Source organism: Micromonospora sp. DT41 (genome assembly GCF_049841715.1).
Lineage (GTDB): Bacteria > Actinomycetota > Actinomycetes > Mycobacteriales > Micromonosporaceae > Micromonospora > Micromonospora profundi.
Genome location: NZ_JBNCKU010000002.1, coordinates 196,483 through 213,426 on the forward strand (window position 1 = coordinate 196,483; position 16,944 = coordinate 213,426).

At 72.7% G+C, this 16,944-nt stretch carries 17 protein-coding genes; 13 read left to right on the plus strand and 4 right to left on the minus strand.

The window, feature by feature from the left end:
* Positions 1–45: 45 nt before the first annotated feature.
* Together ACLQ23_RS04830 and ACLQ23_RS04835 are read right to left on the minus strand one after the other, a co-directional pair.
* Positions 46–1,203 carry a glycosyltransferase gene (locus ACLQ23_RS04830; RefSeq protein WP_377674000.1) on the minus strand — a complete coding sequence of 386 codons (1,158 nt, stop codon included), beginning with the start codon at positions 1,201–1,203 and terminating at the stop codon, positions 46–48.
* A 106-nt stretch (positions 1,204–1,309) separates the two neighbouring features.
* Positions 1,310–2,293, minus strand: a complete 984-nt coding sequence (locus ACLQ23_RS04835) for a glucosyl-3-phosphoglycerate synthase (protein ID WP_425735595.1) — start codon at positions 2,291–2,293, stop codon at positions 1,310–1,312.
* A 223-nt stretch (positions 2,294–2,516) separates the two neighbouring features.
* Between ACLQ23_RS04835 and ACLQ23_RS04840 the strand changes: the two genes are divergently transcribed.
* The 7 genes from ACLQ23_RS04840 (at position 2,517) to ACLQ23_RS04870 (ending at position 11,627) form a co-directional block, all read left to right on the plus strand.
* Entirely contained in the window at positions 2,517–3,527 is a 1,011-nt protein-coding gene (locus ACLQ23_RS04840; RefSeq protein WP_425880389.1) for a Gfo/Idh/MocA family protein, read from the plus strand.
* A complete protein-coding gene (locus ACLQ23_RS04845; protein WP_425735571.1) occupies positions 3,520–4,608 on the plus strand; it encodes a zinc-binding dehydrogenase in 1,089 nt (362 codons plus the stop codon). The genes ACLQ23_RS04840 and ACLQ23_RS04845 overlap by 8 nt, the downstream gene beginning before the upstream one ends.
* A 52-nt stretch (positions 4,609–4,660) precedes the next feature.
* Entirely contained in the window at positions 4,661–6,430 is a 1,770-nt protein-coding gene (locus ACLQ23_RS04850; protein ID WP_425735572.1) for an ABC transporter ATP-binding protein, read from the plus strand.
* A gap of 87 nt (positions 6,431–6,517) precedes the next feature.
* A complete protein-coding gene (gene secA2, locus ACLQ23_RS04855; RefSeq protein WP_425880390.1) occupies positions 6,518–8,809 on the plus strand; it encodes an accessory Sec system translocase SecA2 in 2,292 nt (763 codons plus the stop codon).
* A gap of 356 nt (positions 8,810–9,165) precedes the next feature.
* The gene (locus tag ACLQ23_RS04860; RefSeq protein WP_355629587.1) at positions 9,166–9,906 is read left to right on the plus strand and encodes a GAF and ANTAR domain-containing protein; all 741 of its coding nucleotides are present in this window, start codon (positions 9,166–9,168) and stop codon (positions 9,904–9,906) included.
* Between the two features lie 225 nt (positions 9,907–10,131).
* Entirely contained in the window at positions 10,132–10,623 is a 492-nt protein-coding gene (locus tag ACLQ23_RS04865; protein WP_355629590.1) for a DUF2231 domain-containing protein, read from the plus strand.
* A gap of 245 nt (positions 10,624–10,868) precedes the next feature.
* Positions 10,869–11,627, plus strand: a complete 759-nt coding sequence (locus ACLQ23_RS04870; RefSeq protein WP_425880391.1) for a methyltransferase domain-containing protein — start codon at positions 10,869–10,871, stop codon at positions 11,625–11,627.
* Between the two features lie 162 nt (positions 11,628–11,789).
* On the opposite strand, the gene ACLQ23_RS04875 is transcribed toward ACLQ23_RS04870, so the two are convergent.
* Positions 11,790–12,740, minus strand: coding sequence for a DUF3500 domain-containing protein (locus ACLQ23_RS04875; protein WP_355629592.1), 951 nt, complete (start codon positions 12,738–12,740; stop codon positions 11,790–11,792).
* Positions 12,741–12,772: 32 nt separating this feature from the next.
* Positions 12,773–13,165 carry an ankyrin repeat domain-containing protein gene (locus ACLQ23_RS04880; RefSeq protein WP_053655767.1) on the minus strand — a complete coding sequence of 131 codons (393 nt, stop codon included), beginning with the start codon at positions 13,163–13,165 and terminating at the stop codon, positions 12,773–12,775.
* 63 nt (positions 13,166–13,228) lie between these two features.
* On the opposite strand from ACLQ23_RS04880, the gene ACLQ23_RS04885 reads away from it, so the two are divergent.
* The 6 genes from ACLQ23_RS04885 to ACLQ23_RS04910 all read left to right on the plus strand — a co-directional run bounded on the left by ACLQ23_RS04885 (position 13,229) and on the right by ACLQ23_RS04910 (position 16,891).
* On the plus strand, positions 13,229–13,606 hold the full coding sequence (locus ACLQ23_RS04885) for a signal peptidase I (protein ID WP_355629595.1): 378 nt from the start codon (positions 13,229–13,231) through the stop codon (positions 13,604–13,606).
* A 111-nt stretch (positions 13,607–13,717) separates the two neighbouring features.
* Complete coding sequence (locus ACLQ23_RS04890; RefSeq protein WP_355629598.1) at positions 13,718–14,173, plus strand: cysteine dioxygenase; 456 nt, start codon at positions 13,718–13,720, stop codon at positions 14,171–14,173.
* 47 nt (positions 14,174–14,220) lie between these two features.
* Positions 14,221–14,709 (plus strand): rhodanese-like domain-containing protein, encoded by a 489-nt coding sequence (locus ACLQ23_RS04895; protein ID WP_355629600.1) that lies wholly within the window; start codon positions 14,221–14,223, stop codon positions 14,707–14,709.
* Positions 14,710–14,832: 123 nt separating this feature from the next.
* Positions 14,833–15,336, plus strand: a complete 504-nt coding sequence (locus tag ACLQ23_RS04900; protein ID WP_425735596.1) for a winged helix-turn-helix domain-containing protein — start codon at positions 14,833–14,835, stop codon at positions 15,334–15,336.
* 260 nt (positions 15,337–15,596) lie between these two features.
* Complete coding sequence (locus ACLQ23_RS04905) at positions 15,597–16,202, plus strand: winged helix-turn-helix domain-containing protein (protein WP_355629606.1); 606 nt, start codon at positions 15,597–15,599, stop codon at positions 16,200–16,202.
* A 41-nt stretch (positions 16,203–16,243) separates the two neighbouring features.
* Entirely contained in the window at positions 16,244–16,891 is a 648-nt protein-coding gene (locus ACLQ23_RS04910; RefSeq protein WP_053655774.1) for a uridine kinase, read from the plus strand.
* Positions 16,892–16,944: the final 53 nt, after the last annotated feature.

Below are 16,944 nucleotides of genomic sequence, written 5' to 3' on the forward strand. Positions count from 1 at the left end.
CCGACGGCGGTCAGGCCCTCGGCGGCAGCAAGTGGTACGGGCAGGTCAGACGGGCTGAAGGCGCGGCGCGCTGGCCAGCTCCCGGACCCGTTCGTACAGCTCGACGTAGCGCTGGGCCATCACCGCCGGCGTGAACCGCTGCGCGGCCACCCGGCGACACTCGTCGGCGTCGAGAAGGTCGGCGGCCAGGACGAGATCGGCCAACTCCTCCTCGTCGGCGGTGAGCAGCCCGGTGCGGCCGTGTTCGATCAGCTCCGGCAGGCAGCCCCGCGCGGTCGCCACGACTGGCGTGCCCAGGGCGAGCGACTCGACCACCGCAGTGCCGCCCGGCTCCTCCCAGCGCAGCGGAAACAGCGATGCGCGGGCGCTGGCGAGCAGGTCGTCGCGTTCCTGACCGGCCACCGTGCCGACCCAGCGGACCAGATCACCGTCGACGTGCGGGGCGACCTCGTCGAGGAAGAACCGCACGTCCGGGTTCTGCCGGGCCTCGTCGCCGGCCGCCGCCAGGTCGGCCGGGCGATGGTACGGGCCGACCGGGCCCGCCAGCACCAGCGGGAAACCGACCCGCTGCGCGAGCCGGGCGCCCACGTCCTGCCCCTTGCCCGGATTGATCCGGCCCAGGATGAGCAGGTGCTCGCCCTTGTCGGGTCGCGGCCGGCGGTCGGCGTCCACGGCCAGCGGGGTGGACAGGTGCACGTGACCCACCGAGTGCTCGCGCAGCGCCAGTGGGGCACGGGCCAGCTGAGAGGCGGAGACGCCGTTGACCCGGACCCGGTCGCCGCCGTCCAGGCTCCCGTACAGGTCGGGGTGCTTGGCGAGATCCCAGTGCAGGGTGTGCAGGGTCGGCGGCCCGGACGGCCCCATCGCCGCGAGGGTGGCCAGCCCCACCGCCTCCACGTGGTCGTGCACCAGGTCGATGTCGTCGCGTGCGTGCAGCTCGCGGACCACCCCGGCGAGGTGCGCCTGGGCGATTCCGCAGACCTGGTTGTACGGCCGTTGCAGCGACGCGAACTGCCCGTCGGCGAAGACCGACACCTTCTCGTCCACCGGCAGGGCGCTGCTCTGCACCGAGGCGAGGACCACGCGTACGCCCAGTCGGCGCAGCTCGGGCACCAGGGTGGCGATGACGTTCTCGATGCCGCCGTAGCCCGGTGGGGGCACCGACAGCCACGGGCCGGCGTTCATCAGCACGGTGAGGCTCATCGGATTCCGCCCTTCGGTATGGCGGCGCTCCCGCGCCGCACTGTCGTGCTCACGGTGCCGTTGGTTCGCGCCTGCGGGGCTCGCGAGATCGGCTCACTCCTCGCGCTCACGCGGCGGCCACCCGTCGACGCGGCACCCGGTGACGCAGCTCCGCCAGCGGCGGACGCTCCTCGATGGACACGTCGCTGACCACGATCTCGCGGTCCAGGTTCGGCAGGGTGTCCGACCCGCCCCGACGGAACTGCGTCAACAGGGCCTCCGGCACCGTGCCGGGCGCCGCCCAGCCGCGCCGCTGCAACCGGGACCAGGCGGTCAGCATGATCTGGGCGGACATCCTGCCGAGGGCCGCCGTGTCCTGGTGACGGTGCTTGCGTTCGCCCAGGTCGACCTGCGCCAACGCGTCCAGGCCGACAAGGTCCAGCAGGTCGATCAGCATTGCCGTCTCCACCCCGTACCCGGAGACGAACGGCACCCGGGCCAGCACGTCGCGGCGGCCGGCGTACTCACCGGCGAGCGGCTGCACGAAGCCGGCCAGCTCGGGCCAGAAGAGGTTGAGCAGCGGGCGGGCCATCAACTCGGTCACCCGACCGCCGCCGTCGGGTTCCACGCTTGCCGTGCCCACCAGGGGCCGGTGATAGAAGCCCTTCACGAAATCGACCGACGGGTCGGTGAGCAACGGGCCGAGCAGCCCGCTCACGAAGTGCGGTCGGAACTCCCGTAGGTCGGCGTCGATGAACGCCACCACGTCCCCTTCGGCGGCGGCGAGCCCGGCCCAGAGGGCGTCGCCCTTGCCTGTGAGCCGGGGTAGCCCGCGGGTCATCACGTCCTGGCTGACCACCTCCGCGCCGGCGGCCCGCGCCACCTGCGCGGTGCGGTCGGTCGACCGCGAATCCACCACGATCAGTTCGTCGACCAGGGCGACCCGGTCCATCAGGTGCTCGCGGATGGTCGACACGATCGCTCCGACCGTGGCCTCCTCGTTGCGCGCCGGCAGCACCACGCTGACCCGGCTCTCCCCCTTGGCACGCAGCAGCCGGCGCGCCGGCCAGTCCGCTGCCGAGGTCGTCCGGTACGTGGCCCACGCCTCCACCACCGGTGACACGGTCGTATCCCGCACGGGCACCCCCTTTGTTCGTGCGTGGAAATAGCGACAGTGCTTCTTCCCACTCGCCACCACGCGCTAACCGTTTCCGGAGCAACAGCTTGATCACGGTGGTGACATTGTCGCGTTCCCGGGGCATGAACGTTTGATTGCGCACACCCCAGGGGACTGCTCCCATCGAAGGAGAAACGTTCTCGAAAGAGGTTGTTGAATGCGGAAATGCCGGGTGGGTCTGATCGGCGCGGGCGGAGTGGCACAGCGCCACGCCCGGGTGCTGTCCGGGTTCGACGACATCGAACTCGTCGGGGTGACCGACGTGCTGCCGGAGGCGGCGTCGGCGCTGGCCGCGCAGCACGGCGGGCAGGTCCACGGCGACGTCGCCGAGCTGCTGGCCGCCGCGCCGGACGCGGTGTACGTCTGCGTGCCACCGTTCGCGCACGGCCCCGCCGAGGAGGCGGTGATCGACGCCGGTGTGCCGATGTTCGTGGAGAAGCCCGTCGCCGTCGACCTGGTCACCGCCGAGCGCATCGCCGACCTCGTCGCCCGACGCGGGCTGCGTACCGCCGTCGGGCACCACTGGCGCTACCTGAGCGTTGTCGACAAGGCCCGCGAGCTGCTCGCCGACCGTCCCGTTCGGATGGTCAGCGGCGCCTGGCTGGACAAGGTTCCGCCGGTCGCCTGGTGGTCGGTGCGGGACCGCTCCGGCGGCCCGGTCGTCGAGCAGGCCGCGCACGTACTGGACCTCATCCGGGTGCTGGCCGGCGAGGTCACCGAGGTCACCGCGTACGGCAACGGCACGCCACCGCCGGTCGACGGCGCCGACATCGACTCGGTGACCACCGCCGCGCTGCGCTTCGCCGACGGCGCGGTCGGCACCCTCAGCGCGGCCTGCGTGCTGGGCTGGAAGCACCGGGCCGGGCTGGAGATCCTCGCCGACGGGCTGGCCCTGTCGCTCACCGAGGACGGCCTGTCGATCCGTGACGCCGACGGCGAACGGCACCTGCCCGCCGATCCGGAGGCCGCCCGGGTGGCGGTGGACCGCGCCTTCGTCGACGCGGTACGCGGCATCGGCGATGACGTGCGCGTCCCGTACGTCGAGGCCCTCGGCACCCAGCGGCTGGCCCTCGCGGTGGCCGACTCGGCGCGGACCGGAGCGACGGTACGGCTCACCGCTCCCGGTGCTCCGGCGCTGCTCCGCACGGGGGTGACGGTCGATGCGTGAGCGGGTCGTCACGGTCAGCGCGCCAGGCCGGGTGGAGATCGTCGAGCAGGAGGCGGCGGAGCTGCGCCCTGGCACGTTCCGCGTCGAGACCCTGTTCAGCGGCGTCTCCGCAGGCACCGAGCTGAGCTACGTCAAGGGCACCAACCCGTACCTGCACGTCACCTGGAACGCCGACCTCGGCCTGTTCCAGCCGGGCGAGGCGAGCACCAGGTACCCGGTCACCCGGCTCGGCTACATGCAGGTCGGCCGGGTGGTGGAGAGCGCCACCCCGGCGGTCGCCGTGGGCACTGTAGGCGCCATGACGTACGGGCACCGCACCGGCTGGCTCGCCGACCCGGTCGCCGAACGGTTCGTGGCGCTGCCCGACGACCTCGACCCGCTGCTCGGCGTGTACGTCGCCCACATGGGCCCGATCTGCGCCAACGGCCTGCTGCACGCCGCCGCCGACCTGCACGGCCCGGACGTCCGGTCACTCGGCGACGGCGTACGCGGCCGGCGGGTCGCCGTGATCGGCGCTGGCGTGGTGGGGCTGCTGACCGCCCTGCTGGCCCGGCGGCACGGCGCCGCCTCAGTGGTCGTCCTCGACCCCACCGCGCAGCGCCGACAGGTCGCCGAGGCGCTCGGCCTGCAAACCCTCGACCCGGAGGCGGACGACCCGGCGGTGGTCCTCAAGACCCGGTGGGCGCACACCGCCGGTGACCGGGGCGCCGACGTGGTGTTCCAGTGCCGGGGTCAGGCGTGGGCGTTGCAGCTCGCGCTGCGGCTGCTGCGCCCCCAGGGCACCGTGATCGACCTGGCCTTCTACCAGGGCGGCGCGGACGCGGTCCGCCTCGGCGAGGAGTTCCACCACAACGGGCTGGCGCTGCGCTGCGCCCAGATCGGCAGGGTCCCGCGCGGGCTCGCGCCCACCTGGGACCGCGAACGGCTGTCGGCCGAGACCATCGACCTGCTGCGGGCGTACGGGGACGCCATCGGTAAGCACCTGGTCTCGGCGGTGGTGCCGTTCGACGACGCGGCCACCCTGCTCACCGACCTCGCCGAGCGCCGCCGCCAGGAGTTGCAGGTGGTGCTGGCAGTGTGACCCGTCGCCGCGGCGCGCTGTTCGGGTGCGTCGGCGGGCTACCGTTCCCGGCATGAGCACCCCGAAGGACGGCAGCACCCCGAAGGACCGTCCCGTCGGTCTGACCGCCCTGCTGCCGTACCTTCGGGAACACCGCGGCACCCTCGTCGTGGTGGGCCTGTTGTCGCTGGCCGGCGCCGCGGCGTCGCTGACCCAGCCCCTGCTCACCCGGTCGGTGCTCGACCGGGTGACCGACGGCCAGGGCGTGTCCCGGCTGGTAGCGGTGCTCGTGGTGCTGGTGCTGCTCGGCGCGGCCATCGGCGGACTGCGCAACTACCTGCTGCAACGCACCGCCGAAGGGTTGGTGCTGACCACCCGCCGGCGGCTGGCCGCGCATCTGCTGCGACTGCCCATCACCGAGTACGACAGCCGCCGCACCGGTGACCTGCTCTCCCGGGTGGGCTCGGACACCACACTGCTGCGGGCGGTGGTCACCTCCGGGCTCTTCGAGACGGTCACCGGTGCGGTGATGGTGGTCGGCGCCGGCACCGCGATGGTGCTTCTCGACCCGCTGCTGTTCGGCGTCACGCTGCTCGGGGTCGGGCTGGGGCTGGGCTTCGCGGCCACCTTCGCCCGCCGGGTGCGGGCACTGGCCCGCGCCGCGCAGGAGCGGGTCGGCGAGATGACCTCGGCGGTCGAGCGGGCCATCTCGGCGGCCCGCACCATCCGGGCCAGCCGCGCCGAGGCCCGGGAGACGGAGACCGTCGCCGGCAGCGCCCGGGAGGCGTACTCGGCGGGCCTGCGTGTGGCCCGGGTGCAGGCGGTGGTCGGCCCGATCGGCACGGTCACCGTGCAGGGCGCCTTCCTGCTTGTGCTCGGCATCGGCGGGGCGCGGGTGGCCGCCGGCGCGATCACCGTGGGCGACCTGGTCGCCTTCGTCATGTACCTGTTCTTCCTGGCTCTGCCGCTGGCCCAGGTGCTGAACGCGTACACCCAGTTGCAGAGCGGCCTGGGCGCGCTGCAACGGATCGAGGAGATCCTCGCCGTGCCCGCCGAGGGCGCGGCGGACCGGCCGATGCCCGGAGGTGCAACGGCAACCCCGCGCCAGCCCACCCCGATGATCGAGTTCGACCGGGTGGGGTTCGGCTACCCCGGCGGCCAGGAGGTCCTGCACGAGGTCAGCTTCGCGGTGCCGGCCGGCACCCGTACCGCGCTTGTCGGGCCCTCCGGCGCCGGCAAGTCGACGCTGCTCGCCCTCGTCGAACGCTTCTACGAGGTGAGCGCCGGCGCGGTCCGCATCGACGGCACCGACGTGCGGGAACTGCCCCGCGACGTGCTGCGGGCCCGGCTCGGCTACGTCGAGCAGGAGGCTCCGGTGCTCGCCGGCACGCTCCGGGAGAACCTGCTGATCACCACCCCGGACGCCACCGACGAGCGGCTGCACCAGGTCCTCGACGAGGTCAACCTGAGCCATCTGGCGAACCGCACCCCGCAGGGCCTGGACGTGCAGGTGGGGGAGGGCGGGGTACTGCTCTCCGGAGGCGAACGGCAGCGGCTGGCCATCGGCCGGGCGCTGCTGGCCAGCCCTCCGGTGCTGCTGCTGGACGAGCCGACAAGCAACCTCGACGCGCGCAACGAGGCAGCCCTGCGCCGCGCCATCGACGCGGTGGCCGTCCGCCGGACCCTGCTGATCGTGGCGCACCGGCTCGCCACGGTGGTCGACGCCGACCAGATCGTCGTCCTCGACGGCGGCCGAGTGAGCGCCGTGGGCACCCACGCCGAACTGACCGCCACCGACCCGCTCTACAGGGAGTTGGCCACCCACCAACTGCTGGTCGGCTGATCCACAGGCGTTCCGTACCGACATGCCGGCAGATGACCGACCGGCCGGGCCGCAGAAGGCGGCTCGAATCGCGTACCGTTGCCGCTCATGGGTGTGTCGCAACGGTTCAAGAGCAAGTTCCGGCGGTTCCTGCAGCGCCCCGGTCACACCGTGGATCTTGCTCCGCTGGAGAAGCTGCTGCCGGCGATCGCGGCGCGCGAGGATGACCTCGTCGCGCTCGACGACGCCGAGCTGACCGAGGCCGCAGGCGTCGCCGCCGGGTACGAGGAGATCTGCGCCGTCGGCCGCGAGGCCGCTCGCCGGGGCCTCGACCAGCGGCCGTACGACGTGCAGCTGCTCGGCGCGATGTCGCTGCTGTCCGGCAAGGTCGCCGAAATGGCCACCGGTGAGGGCAAGACCCTTACCGCCACGATCGCCGCGTACGGGCACGTCCGGCTCGGCAACGGGCCGGTGCACGTGCTCACCGTCAACGACTACCTGGCCCGCCGCGACGCCCAGTGGATGGAGCCCGTCTACAAGCTGCTCGGCCTGACGGTCGGGTGGGTCAACGAGGCGTCCACCCCGCAGGAGCGGCGCGACGCCTACTCCTGCGACGTCACCTACGTCTCGGTCAGCGAGGCTGGCTTCGACTACCTGCGCGACCAGCTGGTCACCGACGTGGCCGACCGGGTGCAGCCGACGCTGACCACAGCGATCGTCGACGAGGCCGACTCGATCATGATCGACGAGGCGCGGGTGCCGATGGTCCTCGCCGGCGCCGTACCGGGCGAGCAGGATCCGGTGCACGCCGCCGCCGCGCTCGTCCGCGGCCTGCGCAAGGACCGGCACTACACGGTCGCCGAGGACGGGCGCAGCGTCGCCTTCACCGCCACCGGCCTGGCCGCCGTCGAGGCCAAGCTCGGCATCGACCTGTACGACGAGGAGCACGTCGCGCAGCTCTCCGCTGTCAACGTGGCGCTGCACGCGCACGCACTGCTGCACCGCGACGTGGACTACATCGTCCGGGACGGCTCGGTCGAGCTGATCGACGAGATGCGCGGCCGGGTGGCCCAGCGCCGCCGCTGGCCCGACGGGCTCCAGGCGGCCGTCGAGGCCAAGGAAGGGCTGGACGCCACAGCCGAAGGCGAGGTGCTCGGCACCATCGCCGTGCAGGCGTACATCGCGCTCTACCCCAAGGTGTGCGGCATGACCGCCACGGCGGTGCTTGTCGGTGACCAGCTGCGGGAGTTCTTCGGCCTGGAGGTCGCGGTGATCCCGCCGAACACCCCGTGTGTCCGCGAGGACGAGCCGGACCGCATCTACGCCACCCGCGCCGAGAAGGACGAGGCGCTCATCGACGAGATCCAGCGCTGGCACGCCAAGGGTCGGCCCGTGCTGATCGGCACACTGGACGTCAAGGAGTCCGAAGGGCTCGCCGCCGGGCTCAACGCCGCCGGTGTGCCCTGCGTGGTGCTCAACGCCAAGAACGACGACGAGGAAGCGGCGATCATCGCCGAGGCCGGCGCGTACGGCGCGGTGACCGTCTCCACCCAGATGGCCGGTCGGGGCGTCGACATCCGGCTCGGCGGCAGCGACCAGGCCGACCAGGAGCGGGTCGCCGAGCTGGGCGGGCTCTACGTGATCGGCAGCGGTCGGCACGACAGCCGCCGGGTCGACGACCAGCTGCGCGGCCGCGCCGGCCGTCAGGGCGACCCCGGTGGCTCGGTCTTCTTCGTCAGCCTGGAGGACGACCTGGTCGTGCGGCACGCCTCCGACTCGGTGCCGGCCTCGCCCCGGATGAACGCGGACGGGCTCGTCACCGACGAGCAGGTGGACTACGCCGTCGAGCACGCCCAGCGGGTCGCCGAGGGCGTCAACCACGAGATCCACCGCAACACCTGGCGCTACAGCGTCGTGATCGAGCAGCAGCGCAAGGCCCTCGCCGAGCGCCGGGAGCGTCTGCTCACCAGCGACGTGGCCGCGTTGATGCTGCTGGACAAGATGCCCGACAAGGCCGGCGAGATGGACGAGGACCTGCTCGCCCGCGCCGCCCGGTCGATCGCGCTCTACCACCTGGACCGGCTGTGGGCCGAGCACCTGGCCGAGCTGTCCGAGGTCCGCGAAGGTGTGCACCTGCGCGCGCTGGGCCGGCTCGACCCGCTCGACGAGTTCCACCGGGCGGCCGTTCCGGCGTTCAACAACCTCGTGCCGGAGATCGAAGCCCGTACCCTCGCCACCTTCGAGGAGACCGAATTCGACGAGGATTGGGAGCCCGAGGAGAGCACCCTGGTCCGGCCGACCGCCACCTGGACGTACCTGGTTCACGACAACCCGTTCGGCTCCGAGCTGGACCGGCTGATCGCCTCGGTGGGACGGCGGCTCAGCGGCGCCTCGCGCTGATCCGACCTGCCACACCTGCCCCGCCGTCCGCAGGGCCCCGATCGCGCGTTCGTGTGCCGGTCGGGGTTCTGCGGCGCTGGGGGTCGGCGCGTGACCGTTCGAGGAGCGGGCGTGCGTTCCTCGGTCGGGCGTCCGCGCGGCGTCGGGGCTGTGGCGGTGCTGGTCATCGGGTCTCCGGTCGGGCGTTCAGGGCTCCGCGGCACGTCCCGCCTGTCGGGGAGGCCCCGGGTTCGCCGTTTCGATCCCGGTTTGCGAGGGTAGTAGGGCGGGTCGGTCAAGTTCAGAAGAGAGCAGACGATGGCACACGTGACGACGTCGGCGGGACACATACGAGGGCGCACGAGGGCAGTGCGCCGGTGAACCTGGACACGCGGGAACCGGTCGTCGAACGACTCGGCGTGTTGGAGACCGCCGCACTGCTGCGGGAACTGACCGCCGGCCTCATCGCGCTGACCGATTTCGATGAGGCCCTGCTGGCGCTGGTCCGGATCACCCGGGACGCGGTGGCTGGCGTCCGCTGGTGTGGGTTCACCGCGCTGCGGGCCGGCGAGCCGGCAGGTGTGGCCGCCTCCGACGAGCGGATGGCCGGCCTCGACGACCTGCGACACGGCCCCGACTCGCCGGCCATGAGCGCCATCCAGCGCCGCGAGATGATCCTCGCCGCCGACCTGGCCGCCGAGGCGCGCTGGCCGGTCTGGACCGCACGTGCCCGTGACCTCGGCGTACGCGGCGTGATCTCCGCACCGGTCGACATCGACGACCAGGTGATCGGGGCTATCAACCTGTACGCCGGCGCCCCGGACATGCTCACCCCGCAGCACCAGTTGACAGCGATGCTGCTCGCCGAACACGCTGGCCTGCTGCTTGCCGCCGTACGCGACCGGGGTCGGCAGCAGGTCCTCGCCGACGAGCGGGACGCCACGCTTCTGCTCGACGGGGTGGTCGGGCAGGCCGTGGGCGTGATCATGACGCAGCGCGGCTGCCCGCCGGCCGAGGCCCTCGGCGTGTTGCGCGCCGCCGCCTCGTCGCTGGACATCCCGCTGCGCCAGGTGGCGGAACGCCTCGTCCGCACGGTCTCCCGTCCCCGCGAGAGCTGATCGCCGAGCGCCGCGCTGCGCCCGCCCATGATCGACTCGAGTTTCATGTAATCGGGGTGTCCTCGCGATCCGGACACCCCGATTTCCAGGAAGTCGAGTCGATCAATGTGTCGGGTGGGCGTGCCCGTTGTTCCGGTCGGTGGTGAGCCGGGCGGAATCGTTTCACAATCGGATGACCCGGGTAGCACTCTGAATTCCTGAGCTGCACAAACCTGGGGAGGACCGATGCAGAGCCGGCTGCGGGTGCAGGGGCATCCAATCCAACCGATGCTTGTGACGTTCCCGATGGGGCTCTTTGTCAGCGCCACCGTCTTCGATTTCACCGACGTCATCGGAGGGCCGGCGTTCCTCGGTGAGGTCGGCTACTGGACGGGCGTCGCCGCGCTTGTCGCCGCCGCGCTCACAGTGGTGGCCGGCATGATCGACCTGTGGGACGTGCCGGGCGACCGCACCCGTCGGACCGCGATCGCCTTCAACCTGGCCAACGCGGCGATGGCCGGCATGTTCCTGATCGCCTGCCTCGTTCGGGCGCAGTCTCCGCAGCGCGGCGCGTCGGTCGCGATCCTGGTCACCGAACTGGTCGCCCTGGCCATCGGCGGGGTCGGGGTGCACCTGGGCGCGCGGCTCATGCGCCAGTTCGACGCGGGCCGGGCCGAGGCCGGCAGCTTCGACGCGCTCGCCGGTTCCACAGTAGAAATCGTCCGTCCTCGCCCCTGACCGCCCCGCCACAACCCGGCCCCGCCCTCCGGCCCGCCCGGCCCAGCCGCCCCGCCTGCCCTGGCCTTCCCCGCCCCGGCCGGCATGGCTAGGCCCTGCTCTGTCAGCTCGGTGCGGTGCGGTGCGGTGCGGTGCGGTGCGGTGCGGCCAGGTGGTGCGAAATCGGTGACGGACGGGATGCGGGTCCGGTCAGCCAAAGGCAAATGGCTTGCCGGCCGGGGCGCCGGCCGGCGAGGCTGACCGCCATGAACGACACCCGCGACGTCGAGGAATTGATCGCCGAGGCCGCCACCGCGCCCGTCGACGGCTGGGGTTTCGACTGGCTGGCCGGCCGGGCAACCGAGGAGCGGCCGCCCTGGGGGTACGCGCGGCTGGTCGCCGACCGGATGGTCCGCGCTGACGCCGCGCTGGACGTGGACACCGGCGGAGGTGAGGTGCTCGCCGAGGTGCCACATCCCCCGAAGGTGCTGGTGGCCTCCGAGGCGTGGCCGCCGAACGTCGAGGTGGCCCGCCGGACGCTGCGGCGGGTCGGCGCGACGGTGGTGGCTGTCGCCCCGGAGTCGGCGCTGCCGTTTCGTGACGATTCCTTCGACCTGGTGGTGAGCCGGCATCCGGTGCGTACCGACTGGGTGGAGACGGCGCGGGTGCTGGGCCCGGGTGGGACGTACCTGTCGCAGCAGATCGGGCCGGGCACCATGCGGGAGCTGAGCGAGGCGATCCTCGGTCCGTTGCCAGCGCCGGCAACGCGGCACCCCGAGCAGGCGGTTGCCGACGCCGAGGCAGCCGGACTGCGGGTGGTCGACCTGCGGCGGGCCAGGCTGCGTGCGGTCTTCCTCGACATCGGCGCGGTGGTCTGGTTCCTCCGCAAGGTGATCTGGACGGTGCCCGGGTTCACCGTGCAGGCCCACCGTCCCGCGCTGCTGGCCCTGCATCGCCGTATCACCACCGAAGGCTCTTTCGTGGCCCACGCCGAACGTTTCCTCATCGAAGCCACCCGCCCCTGATCCCCGCACCGTCGATCATGGAGTTGTGGTGCCTCACAAAAGCGACGTATCGGGGCGCGCCGCCCACCACAACTCCATGATCGACGCGGCACGGCGTCTGGGCTGATGCCGGCCGGGGTCGGCGGCATGGTCATCGGCAAGCGCGGCGCGGCGCGGCGGGCGTTAGTGGGGGTGGGACTTGTGGTGGGTTGCTAGGACGTCGGTGCCGAAGTCGCTCGCGGGGCGGCGGAGCACTGTGTGCGCGTGGTTGCCGTCCTCGCTCGTGTTGTCGTACTCGATAAGTAGGTCGTGGCCCTGCACCCGGTAGTAGTGCCGCTGGCCCGGTCGGGTCGGGCCGGCCCAGGCGAAGTGCAGCTGGCCGGCGTCGAGGCGGGCAGCCTCCGCGGTGGCCAGTTCGGGCGGCAGCCGGTCCAGGTAGAGCGCGACGATCTGGTGCAGCAGCGCGCGTCCGGTTGGGCGGAGCCGGTCGGCAGGTACGCCGAGTGGCTCCAGTGGGCCGTCGACGTGGGGGCGGGTAGCGCTGATGATGTCCGCCGGTGCCTCGTCGGCGATGATCGCGGCGGCCCGTTCGGTGGGCCCGAGCGCGTCGAGGAGGTCGCGGGCGAGGTCTTCCTCGACGCCGAGCGGCCGGGAGACGGGGCGTCCGGCATAGCGGACGGCGGCCGGGTTGGCGCCGAAGAAGATCGGGGCGGGGGAGACCTGGTCGTCCACCACGGTCATTGTCACCGACAGGTGGTGGCCCTCCAGCCGCCACGCCCACCGGTCGTCGCGTGCCGGATCACCGAAGACTGCCACCCAGTAGTCGCCGCTGTGTCGCCCGCGCCGCCATCCCTCGGCCCGATCGAGGACCTCTTCCAGCGCGATGATTGCCATCGCCTGCGCGTACGCCGAAGGGCTGAGCGCGGTGGCCAGGAGCCGGTGCGCGGCCTTGCGCCCGGCGATGTCCAGGTCGGCGAGGCTGACGCCGGGGCGGGGGCGTGGTCGGTACTCCAGCCAGCGGCGGGCGTTATCGTCGTCGAACGCGTAGCCGGCGGCGGCGCGAGCCGGGGGGTCGAGAGCGGCCAGCAGCGAGGTGCCGGCGGCGCGCATCTGCTCGGACAGGGGACCTTCCATCGCCCCTGTATACCGGTCGGTCGGGGTCGGCGTCAGCCCGCCCGGAGCAGCTCAGCCATGTCCGGCAGGTTGAAGAACTGCGCGGTGTCGGCCGCCGACGGGTTGCCGTACGCCGGGTCGGCCCCGGCGGCCAGCAGCGCGCGGACGGCGTCGGCGCTGCTGCGGAACACGGCGGCGGCAAGCGCGGTCTGCCCCCGGTCGTTGGTGCGGGTGTGGTCGGCGCCGCGGTCGAGCAGGGCGGCCACCGTGTCCGGGTGGGCGTGGTAGGCGGCCAGGATCAGCAGCGTGTCGCCCTTGTCGTTGGTGAGGTTGACCGGCAGGCCGGCGTCGATCTGGGCGGCCAGCTCCTCGGTGGAGCCGGCGCGGGCCAGGTCGAACATCCGGTGCGCGAACGCGAGGGTCTCGGCGTCAAGGTCGTCGGTCACCGGTCCAGGCTAGCCGTCGGCGTCCTGATAGGTTGCTCGGCCGGCAGGCTGGGGGAGGGTCCGATGGGCGAGACGGTCTACGTGGGCAACGCGGGTGTGGACGGCGCCGGCAACGCGGGCTGGCTGCTCGGGCACTTCGCGCCGCCGGGGGAGATCCGGCACAGCACCGACGTCGAGGTGAAGTGGGGTGTGCACCGGCCGGGGGAGGCGCGGTCGCGGTGGGCCACCGGGGAGCGTCGGACCACGCTTCTCGTCCTCGTGCAGGGCTGTTTCCGGGTCGAGTTACCGGACCGGACGGTGCGGTTGGCCGCGCCGGGTGACTACGTGGTGTGGGGCCGGGGGGTGGATCACTCCTGGTACGCCGAGGTGGCGTCGACGGTGCTGACAGTGCGGTGGCCGTCGGTGCCGGGCTACCGGGTGGACCCACCGGTGTTGCGCTGAACCGTGGCCCGAGGGCTGGTGTCCCGGCATGTGAAATTACCTACTAAACCTATAGGGTTTGACGGCTAGAGTACGGAGGCACCCCGTCGAACGACCCGCGAGGAAACACCGATGATCCACTACCGCACGGACACCGACCTGCTGGCCGTCGCCGCCGAATGGGCCGACCCGACCAGGTGGCCGGTCGCACTGCGATTCGACCCCGTGCAGCGCTGGTACGCCCGGCTCGCCACCGGCGTCGACCACGAGGTGTGGGCGCTGAGCTGGCTGCCCGGCCAGGGCACCGACCTGCACGACCACGGCGGGTCCGCAGGCGCGTTCCGGGTGGTCGCCGGAGCGCTCACCGAGGAGACGGTAAGCGGAGGACGACTGAGCCCCCGGCTGCTGCCCGCCGGTTCCGGTCGCCGCTTCGGCTCCCGGCACGTGCACGTCGTCACCAACCGGGGTGTGACGCCAGCGGTGAGCGTCCACGTCTACCGGCCGGCGCTGCGCCGGATGACCCGCTACGACCTCGTCGACGGCCGTCTGCGCGCCGCCGAGGTCGCCGAGGCCGGCCGGTCCTGGTGAGCGACCGTCGGCACCGAATCACCCCCGTCACCGGAAGGAACCCGATAATGCAGGTCATCGCCGACCACTGTCCGGCTCCCGTGCCGCCACCGGGCTCCCGCGGCATCGACGAGATCCTGGCCGCCGCCCGCGCCCGACTCGACAGGCTCGACCCGGAGCGGGCACACCTGGCGTACCGGGCCGGCGCCCTGCTTGTCGACATCCGGCCGGCCGCACAGCGGGCCGCGCACGGCGTCGTGCCGGGCTCCCTCGTTGTCGAACGCAACGTGCTGGAGTGGCGCTTCGACCCGCGCTGTCCGTCCCGCCTGCCCCAGGCCGTCGACTACGACGTGCCGGTGGTGATCCTCTGCCAGGAGGGCTACACCTCGTCGCTGGCCGCCGCCGCGTTGCAGGACATCGGCCTGCACCGGGCCACCGACGTCGACGGTGGCTTCGCGGCCTGGCGGATCGCCGGCCTGCCGGCCCTCGGCCCGACCCCGCTGCACCACGCGTCCCCCCTCGCGTCCCCGGTCACCGCCGGCTGGGCGCGCCGCTGACCGTCACGCCGCACCGGGCGTGGCGGGCGTACCGCCATCTCAGGAGGCACCATGTCCGTCGTCGCCATCCCCACGCGTCCCCACCCGGTGGCCCGCCCCAGCCGCCAGCGCACCGGCCCGACCCTGACCATCACGCTGGATCTCACCCCCGGGCCGCTGAGCCCCCGGCTGGCCCGGCTGGTGCAGTTGCTCGGCGAACTGGCCGAGGCCGGCGAGGGGCAGCTGAGCACCACCGGCACCGCCGCCGTCGTCGCACCGGCGCCGCCGCCCGCGACCGCCGCCGTCGTCGCACCGGCGCCGCCGCCCGCGACCGCCGCCGCCGACTCCGACCACGTGCTCATCCTGGCCGGCTCGCGGGCGGTCCGTTGCGGTGACCGGGTGGTGGCGCTGACCCGCATCGAGTACGACCTGCTGCTGTTTCTGGCCGAGCACCCGCGCCGTGTCTTCACCCGGCTCCAGTTGCTGTCGAACGTCTGGGGTTACGAGCATGCGGTCGTCCGCACCGTGGACGTGCACGTACGTCGCCTGCGCGCCAAGCTGGACGGCGTGGAGGTGGTCACCACAGTCCACGGGGTGGGCTACCGGCTGGCCGACGAGGCGCGGATCAGCGTGGACCACACTCGCTGACCAGCGGGCGGGCGGCCGATCGGAGGCGGGTCGCGGCGACCCGGTGAACAGGACGGGGACCCCCGTATCGGGGCATCCTGGCGGCTCTGCTGTAATCATCTGACGTCGCACGCAGAGCGAGCGTCTGGCTGCGATGTGTTCGTCAATTGTCACATTCATGCAACGCAGCCGCCTCTTGACCCTCGCTCAGGCGCCGGGAAGCATCGATGGAGCGGCGTCCCGGGCCGTGGGGAGATACCCGGACCAGCCCAAGGAGGACCATGTCGGTCAGCCCTGCCTCGTCGCGCGCCGGATGGCACACGTCGCAACCCGCGGTTCCCGGTCGACCCCCTGGCGGCCAGCGCCGTCCGGCGAGCACCGTGGCACCGATGCTCACTGTGACGCTGTCCATTCCACTGGCCTGCGAGGAGTCACTGACCGCACCGGCACGACGGCTGCTCGAGGCGGCCCGCGAGATGCTCGAGCAGGGTGAGGGCGTTGTCGTCAACGCGGTCCCGGCCGAGCGTCGCCCTGACACGCCGCCGGCCACGAGGTCGCCGGCCCGAGCGCTCACCCCGACCATCCCCGCCCTGCACATCCTGGCCGCGTCCCGGTCGGTGCTGCGCGACGGCGAGCCGCTGCCGCTGACCCGCCTCGAGTTCGACCTCCTGCTGCACCTGGTCGCCCATCCCCGGCGGGTGTTCACCAGGCTGCAACTGCTGAACGCCGTGTGGGGCTACGAGCACGCGGGCGTGCGTACCGTCGACGTGCACGTCCGCCGGCTGCGCGGCAAGGTCGGCGTGGACGTCCCCCTTGTCACCACCGTCTACGGCGTGGGCTACCGGCTGGCCGACGACGCCCGCGTCACCATCGACCGCACCGGCTGACCGCCGCCCTCCGCCTGTCCCACGCGGGGCAGGATGGTCCGGTGCGTATCCGTCCCATCTCGCCCGACCTGCTCGTCGCGGAGCTGACCGGCCGGCTCGTCGACGCCGCCACCGACGCCGAGCCCGCCCGGTTGCGGGTGGCCGTCGACGGCGCCCCCGCCGCCGGCCCGGACGAGCTGGCCGAGGCTCTGGTGGACCCGCTGCGCGCCCGGGGACGCCCGGTGCTGCACGTCCGCGCCGCCGACTTCCTGCGGCCCGCCTCGCTGCGCTTCGAACTCGGCCGGACCAACCCGGACTCCTACTACGAGGGCTGGGTCGACGAGCCGGGGCTACGCCGTGAGGTGCTCGACCCGGCCGGCCCCGGCGGCGACGGCCGACTGCTCCCGTCGCTGTGGGACGCCACCGCCGACCGGGCCAGCCGCGCCCGGTACGTCGACCTGCCGCCCGGTGGTGTGGTCCTTGTCAGCGGCGCGCTGCTGCTCGGCGGGGGTCTGCCCTTCGACGTGACAGTCCACCTTCAGCTGTCGTCTGCGGCGTTGCGCCGACGCACCGGGCCCTCCCAGGAGTGGACGCTTCCGGCCTTCGACAGGTACGCCGACGAGGTCGTCCCCGCAAGCTTCGCCGACGTGGTGGTACGGGCCGACGACCCTCGACATCCCGCGCTCGTCGAACCGGGCGTCGATGGCTGAAACGAGACGACAAATTCGCCGGTTTGGCCGGCACCTCCGGCGGGTACTCGCCC